Here is a 6,664-nt window from a genome sequence, read left to right as displayed (position 1 = left end):
AAGGTTAAGCAGTTTCGATTAACTCAACACCTGTGAGTGTCCACACAGATTTCTTGTTTTATCTTGTTAAAGAGCAACTCAATATCCGTAAGAGGACGTGAGCACCACACTGAGCGTCGAACGCTTCCAGGTGGCTAGGGCTGCGTATTCTACGCATTTCCCGTTTCGCGTCAAGGAGTTTTTTCAACTTCTTGCTGCGATTGAATTGAGTGCCATTATCAACAGAGAGTAAGCCATTCAATTCAACTTAACTCGCCAGCTTGCTTTCGCTGTCTGCCGTGTCAGTGGATGCGCATTATAGGGAGATTGAGAAAGTGCGCAAGGGCTTTTTGTAGGAAAATAACGATTAATGGTTTAGACGTTTACTTATCAAACGATACGTATAAAAAAGGGGCTAAAAAGCCCCTTTATCTCGATTACGTCTGACAATCTATAGTGAGTCATGCTCAGTTAGATCATCATTAATACTGTTATCTATGGACTGAAGAAGCGAGTTTCTTGCTCAACTTCGACTTCTTCACCGTCGATATGGGTTTTCACTTTGATCTCTATGTCAGTAACTGAACGAGAAAGCTCAACCGGATCGATGCCGACACTTATAGGTAAGGTTAATACTTCACCACCCGCAATAGTGACCGAAGTTGGACCGTACCATTTATAGTGGTCCAATCCTTCGACACTCATAGTGTATTCGTGGGATTGCTCAGTCTTATTAAGAATCTTCAAGGTGAAGGTGTTTTCAATCAAACCTTGGTTGTTCTCTCTATAGAGCTGGTTACGATCACGAATGATGTCCATACGCACAGGTGCTATGGTCGCACTGGAGTATATAAAGACTAATATCATCGCTATCAGTACCACGCCATAACCGACAAGTTTAGGTCGCAGCACTTTTTGCTTAATTCCTTCTAACTTGTTCTCGGTGGTATAACTGATAAGCCCTTTTTCATACCCCATACGATCCATGGTTTGATCGCAGGCATCGATACAGGCGCCGCAGTTAATGCACTCATATTGCAGACCGTTACGAATATCGATCCCGGTAGGACATACCTGCACACATAAGTCACAGTCGATACAGTCGCCAAGGCCTAGCTCTTTTGGGTCATCTTTACGCGAACGCGGACCACGAGTCTCACCACGTTTAGTATCGTAACCTACGATAAAGGTATTCTTATCGAACATGGCCGCTTGGAAACGAGCATAAGGGCACATGTGGATACACATGATTTCACGCATCCAACCCGCATTGCCGTATGTGGCAAGTGTAAAGAACACGACCCAGAAGTAGATACCGCCAGAAGCATTAAGCGTAAAGACGTCGACATAGACTTCACGGCTCGGCACGAAATAGGACACAAAGGTCATCGCCGTCATCAGTGAAAGCAATAGCCAGGCCGTATGTTTTGCCGTTTTACGCCAGAGTTTGTCAAAGCTCCATGGCATTTGATCTAACTTAATGCGTTTATTGCGTGCACCTTCAAGTTTTTCTTCGAACCAGATGAACATAAAGGTCCATACTGTTTGGGGGCAAGTGTATCCACACCAAACGCGGCCAAGATAGGTGGTCACAAAAAACAGCGCAAAGGCAGCTATCATAAACAACGCTGCGAGCAAGGTGAGATCCTGTGGCCAAATCGTTAAACCGAAGACGTGAAACTTTTGTTCGCCTAAGTTAAACCATACAGCTTGACGGTCGCCCCAAGGGATCCAAGGTAAAAGCAGGAAAAATAACATGGCAATCCAGCCCATGCGGCGACGTAAGCTACTCCACAAACCGTCTATGGCTCGGACATAAATCCGATTACGAGGGTTAAAGCGATCCGCTTTACTCGCATCTGGCTGGTGAATCTTAATTCGATTGGTTTTCGAATAGTCCTTGTTGTTAGATTCTGAGTTCATCGTTACAGCCTTTTACTGCTTTAATATTGGACGAAAACTAGCTTATTATACCCATATTCTTAATGGTTATTCACTTATGTTGGACTAAAAGATGAAAGGTTGGCTCATATTGGCGCTACTCGCGGGTGCTTTGTATTACTTATACACAGAAACAGATAAATTAGATGCTCCTATTGCAAAGACTGAGGCTATGGTCAAAAAAATAGAGAATAAAGTTGACTCTATGACGGGAACAAAAATCATAAAAATCGACCATAAATTGGCTAAGGTAAGAACCGACATCGTCGAGCGCTTGTCGACATTAGAACTCGAAGCCTTTAATCAGATTCCAATGACACCCGAGTCTATTGCCGACTTTAAAGCTAACTATTGCGGCACTATGGCGCCGGAACATCCAGTGTTCAGCAAAGATAATCAGCTTTATCTCTGTGATCACCTCTAACCATCACCGACTCATAGGCAAACGGGATTTTGCTATATAGCGCTAAGCTTTAGGCTTAGGTGATTGACCTTATATATGATTCCGCCTAGCCTTTGAGGCATTACAGCACAAAGGCCTATGAATCATGACCCAACAAGTATCAGACATTTTTGATCCCACCCTATGGGATGAAGTCAGTGGATTTCAATTCGACGACATCACCTACCACAGAGCTAAAGCCCACGGCACAGTCCGCATTGCCATTAACCGCCCTGAGTGCCGTAACGCCTTCAGACCTAAAACCGTTGATGAGTTATTTATCGCACTCGATCATGCACGCCAATGGTCTGATGTAGGTTGCGTACTGCTAACGGGTAACGGTCCTTCGGCAAAAGATGGTGGCTGGGCGTTCTGTTCGGGTGGCGATCAACGTATTCGCGGTAAAGATGGCTATAAATATGAAGGCGCCGAAGAAGGTAAAGCCGATCAAGCCAGAATGGGCCGCTTGCATATATTAGAAGTGCAACGCTTGATCCGCTTTATGCCTAAAGTGGTCATCGCCGTTGTGCCGGGTTGGGCGGTAGGTGGCGGCCATAGCTTACACGTAGTATGCGACTTAACCTTAGCCTCGAAAGAACACGCGATATTTAAGCAGACCGATCCCGACGTAGCGAGCTTCGACTCAGGCTATGGCAGTGCTTATCTCGCCAAGATGATAGGTCAAAAACGTGCCCGCGAAATCTTCTTCTGTGGTTTTAACTACAGCGCCGATGAAGCCTTCGACATGGGTATGGTCAATAAATCCGTTCCCCATGCAGAGCTAGAAACCGAAGCATTAATGTGGGCCAAAGAGATTAACTCTAAGTCGCCTACAGCTATGCGTATGCTTAAATACGGTTTTAACATGACTGACGATGGTATGGTCGGTCAGCAATTATTCGCCGGTGAAGCGACGCGTTTAGCCTATGCGAGCGCCGAAGCGCAGGAAGGGCGCGATGCCTTCCTCGAGAAACGCGATCAAGATTTCTCCGCCTTCCCTTGGCATTACTAGTTTATTAGCAGTGCTTTAATTTACTGCTAGCAGCCCAAAGCCCTCATGAGTGAGGGCTTTATGTTTTTTACAACGGATAAATAGATAAAACCGTTTAAACTAATCTGAAAACACGGCTTTTAATTTTAATGAGAATTGTTATCATCTAAGTATTCCCGCTGGGAGCCTATTTAGAGGACAAGATCATGACTAAGACACTTACTTTTGCCGTACTCCATTTTAGCGTCGCTTTTACCGTAACCTATTTATTAACCGGCAGCGTGATCGTCGGCGGCGCAGTGGCCTTAGTTGAACCCGCGATTAACACTGTAGTGTTTTACTTCCATGACAAAGTATGGAAACGCATTGAGGCAAAAAAGCAGCACGAGCTAGATGCCATTCCAGCATAGAAAGCTAAGCCACCAGCATTTACTATTGCTGTAAGTTAAGCGTCGTTTTGTTGTGAATCTAAATGAAAAAACCGCCAATAAAGGCGGTTTTTATTTAAATGCTTATATTTATTCTACTGTTACAGATTTTGCTAGGTTGCGTGGTTGATCCACGTCGGTACCTTTTATCAACGCAACATGGTACGACAATAGCTGTAGCGGAATAGTGTAAATCAGCGGCGCCATAAATATATCGCAGTGTGGCACTGGGATCACTTTCATCGTGTCATCCGACTCGAACTCGGCATCCACATCGGCAAACACATACATTAAGCCGCCACGGGCACGCACTTCTTCAACATTCGATTTCAGTTTTTCGAGCAATTCATTGTTTGGCGCAACGACAATCACAGGCATATCGGCATCGATAAGCGCCAATGGGCCGTGTTTTAATTCACCAGAGGCATAGGCTTCAGCATGAATGTAAGAAATCTCTTTCAGCTTTAACGCGCCTTCCATCGCAATCGGGTATTGATCGCCACGGCCAAGGAATAACGCATGATGTTTATCGGCAAAATCTTCCGCCAATTCAGCAATCGCAGCATCTAGCCCTAAAGCTTGTTCCACTTTAGCTGGCATAGATTGTAGGCTTTGAGTAATGTCGGCCTGCATTTGATCAGACATACCATTGTGGCGACCGATCACCGCAGTCAACATTAATAAACCAGCAAGCTGTACTGTGAACGCTTTAGTGGATGCCACGCCAATCTCTGCGCCCGCTTTCATCATATAAGCCATGTCAGATTCGCGAACCAGTGACGAACCTGGCGCATTACAAATAGTCAATGTGGCTTTGTAACCCATTTCTTTCGCTAAGCGCATGGCCGCTAAAGTATCTGCAGTTTCACCAGATTGTGAAATCGTCACCAATAGGCTATTTGGGAATAAGTGCGACTTGCGATAACGGAATTCAGAGGCAATTTCGACGTTACAAGACACGCCAGCCCAATCTTCTAACCAGTAACGCGCCGCCATGCCCGCATGGTAGCTAGTGCCACAGGCGATGATTTGCACGTGTTTGATATCTTTTAAGAACTCAGCAGCGTTATCACCAAAGGCTGTATCTAATACTTGCTTGTTTGCGATACGACCTTCAATAGTGCGCGTCAGTGCCAATGGCTGCTCGTAAATCTCTTTAAGCATATAGTGGCGATATTCGCCCTTATCACCAGCATCGTGGGTAATTTCAGATTCTTTGACTTCACGCTCAACGGCATTACCGTTTAAGTCGAAAATACTCACGCTGCGACGGGTCACTTCGGCCACATCACCTTCTTCTAAGAAGGCGAATGAACGAGTCACAGGTAAGAGTGCCAGTTGATCCGAGGCGACAAAGTTTTCACCTAGACCAAAACCAATCACTAAAGGACTACCAGATCGAGCAACAACCAAGCGCTCGCTGTCGCGGCGATCGATTACCACTGTGCCATAGGCGCCTTCGAGTTGTTTAACTGTGGCTTGCACGGCAGAAAGCAAAGTGCTGTTAGTTTTCAGCTCATGGTGTACTAAGTGACAAATTACTTCGGTATCGGTATCAGAGCTAAATTTATAGCCTAAACCTTTAAGCATCTCGCGCAGTTTATTGTGGTTTTCAATAATGCCGTTATGCACCACCGCGATATCACCTTCCGATAAATGCGGGTGAGCATTACGCTCACTCGGCTCACCGTGGGTCGCCCAGCGAGTGTGCGCGATACCGGTTCCGCCCGCTAATGGGTCGGTTTCAAGCGCTGCTGAAAGCTCTTGTACTTTGCCAACGCGGCGCGTGCGATTGAGTTCACCATTGTGAATAACGGCAACGCCTGCGGAGTCATATCCGCGATATTCTAAGCGGCGTAAGCCTTCTACTAGAATTTCAGCCACATCCCTTTGCGCCACAGCGCCTACGATTCCACACATAGTCTTTACCTATAAATTAAAAATGAAGTTGTTAAGTTATTTTGCACTCACTCATGAGCGTAGGGCGCTAGCATAACTCGCACGCCCTGATCTGAAATTTGTTTTATAACACTCTCGTTAATACGATCGTCGGTGACTAATACACTTACCTTGGCCCACGGTAACTCTAAGTTAGGGATCCGCTTGCCGATTTTGTCTGAATCGACCATAACGATCACTTCGCGGGAAACTTCGGCCATCACTTTGCTTAGGCCTGTTAACTCGTTAAAGGTGGTGGTCCCGCGTTCAAGATCGATACCATCGGCACCGATAAACAGTTGGTCGAAGTTATATGATCGCAACACTTGCTCGGCGACTTGACCTTGAAAGGATTCAGAATGCGGGTCCCAAGTTCCACCGGTCATCAATAAGGTTGGCTCGTTTTCAAGTTCATGGATGGCATTGGCAAGGTGCAATGCATTGGTCATGACAACCAGCCCGCGCTTATCGTTCAGCTGTTCAATCAAGCCTGACGTCGTAGTGCCGCTATCAATAATGATGCGATTGTGATCTTTAATCAGCTGCGCGGCAGTTTTCGCAATAGAAAGTTTATTAGGCGCGATCTTGGCAGAGAACTGTTGAGTGACTTCGTCTGGAATCGCCACGGCGCCACCGTAACGGCGCAATAATAAACCCGTTTTCTCAAGCGCGGCGAGATCCTTACGAATCGTCACTTCTGAGGTTTCAAAACGTAACGACAGTTCATCAACGCTCACTTCACCCTGTTCGTTCAATATGGTGATTATGCTGTGGCGACGCTGCTGTGTGTTTCGTTTATTCATAAAACCTTTCAGTTAAGTTTCGATTCGAAAGGTGCATTATAGTGAAACGAAACTTTTTTGCTAGTATTCGAAAGGTGTTTTTAGCGTGAGAATGATGTAATAGCTGAGCTTTTAAAATTAACCTAATGAAAAGCAATAAAAA

General features: G+C 45.6%; 6 protein-coding genes. 3 read left to right on the top strand and 3 right to left on the bottom strand.

Annotation, left to right across the window (positions count from 1 at the left end):
* Positions 1 to 474 precede the first annotated feature (474 nt).
* Positions 475 to 1,902 (bottom strand): cytochrome c oxidase accessory protein CcoG, encoded by a 1,428-nt coding sequence (gene ccoG, locus Q4Q50_RS17970; RefSeq protein WP_311900474.1) that lies wholly within the window; start codon positions 1,900 to 1,902, stop codon positions 475 to 477.
* A 91-nt stretch (positions 1,903 to 1,993) separates the two neighbouring features.
* Here ccoG and Q4Q50_RS17965 point away from each other — a divergent pair, with 91 nt between their 5' ends.
* From Q4Q50_RS17965 to Q4Q50_RS17955, 3 genes are all read left to right on the top strand, one after another.
* Positions 1,994 to 2,344 (top strand): hypothetical protein, encoded by a 351-nt coding sequence (locus tag Q4Q50_RS17965; RefSeq protein ID WP_006079351.1) that lies wholly within the window; start codon positions 1,994 to 1,996, stop codon positions 2,342 to 2,344.
* A gap of 124 nt (positions 2,345 to 2,468) precedes the next feature.
* Positions 2,469 to 3,374 (top strand): 1,4-dihydroxy-2-naphthoyl-CoA synthase, encoded by a 906-nt coding sequence (locus tag Q4Q50_RS17960; protein WP_006084758.1) that lies wholly within the window; start codon positions 2,469 to 2,471, stop codon positions 3,372 to 3,374.
* A 185-nt stretch (positions 3,375 to 3,559) separates the two neighbouring features.
* Entirely contained in the window at positions 3,560 to 3,763 is a 204-nt protein-coding gene (locus Q4Q50_RS17955; RefSeq protein ID WP_006079349.1) for a DUF2061 domain-containing protein, read from the top strand.
* 108 nt (positions 3,764 to 3,871) lie between these two features.
* Here the strand turns inward: Q4Q50_RS17955 and glmS are convergent, their stop codons facing one another.
* Together glmS and Q4Q50_RS17945 are read right to left on the bottom strand one after the other, a co-directional pair.
* Positions 3,872 to 5,701 carry a glutamine--fructose-6-phosphate transaminase (isomerizing) gene (gene glmS, locus Q4Q50_RS17950; RefSeq protein ID WP_259214370.1) on the bottom strand — a complete coding sequence of 610 codons (1,830 nt, stop codon included), beginning with the start codon at positions 5,699 to 5,701 and terminating at the stop codon, positions 3,872 to 3,874.
* Positions 5,702 to 5,748: 47 nt separating this feature from the next.
* Complete coding sequence (locus Q4Q50_RS17945) at positions 5,749 to 6,522, bottom strand: DeoR/GlpR family DNA-binding transcription regulator (RefSeq protein ID WP_311900473.1); 774 nt, start codon at positions 6,520 to 6,522, stop codon at positions 5,749 to 5,751.
* Positions 6,523 to 6,664 lie beyond the last annotated feature (142 nt).

The organism is Shewanella scandinavica (assembly GCF_031932065.1).
Taxonomy (GTDB): Bacteria; Pseudomonadota; Gammaproteobacteria; order Enterobacterales; family Shewanellaceae; genus Shewanella; species Shewanella baltica.
Note: the sequence above shows the minus strand (reverse complement) of the source record. Positions and strands in the feature narration are given on the sequence as shown.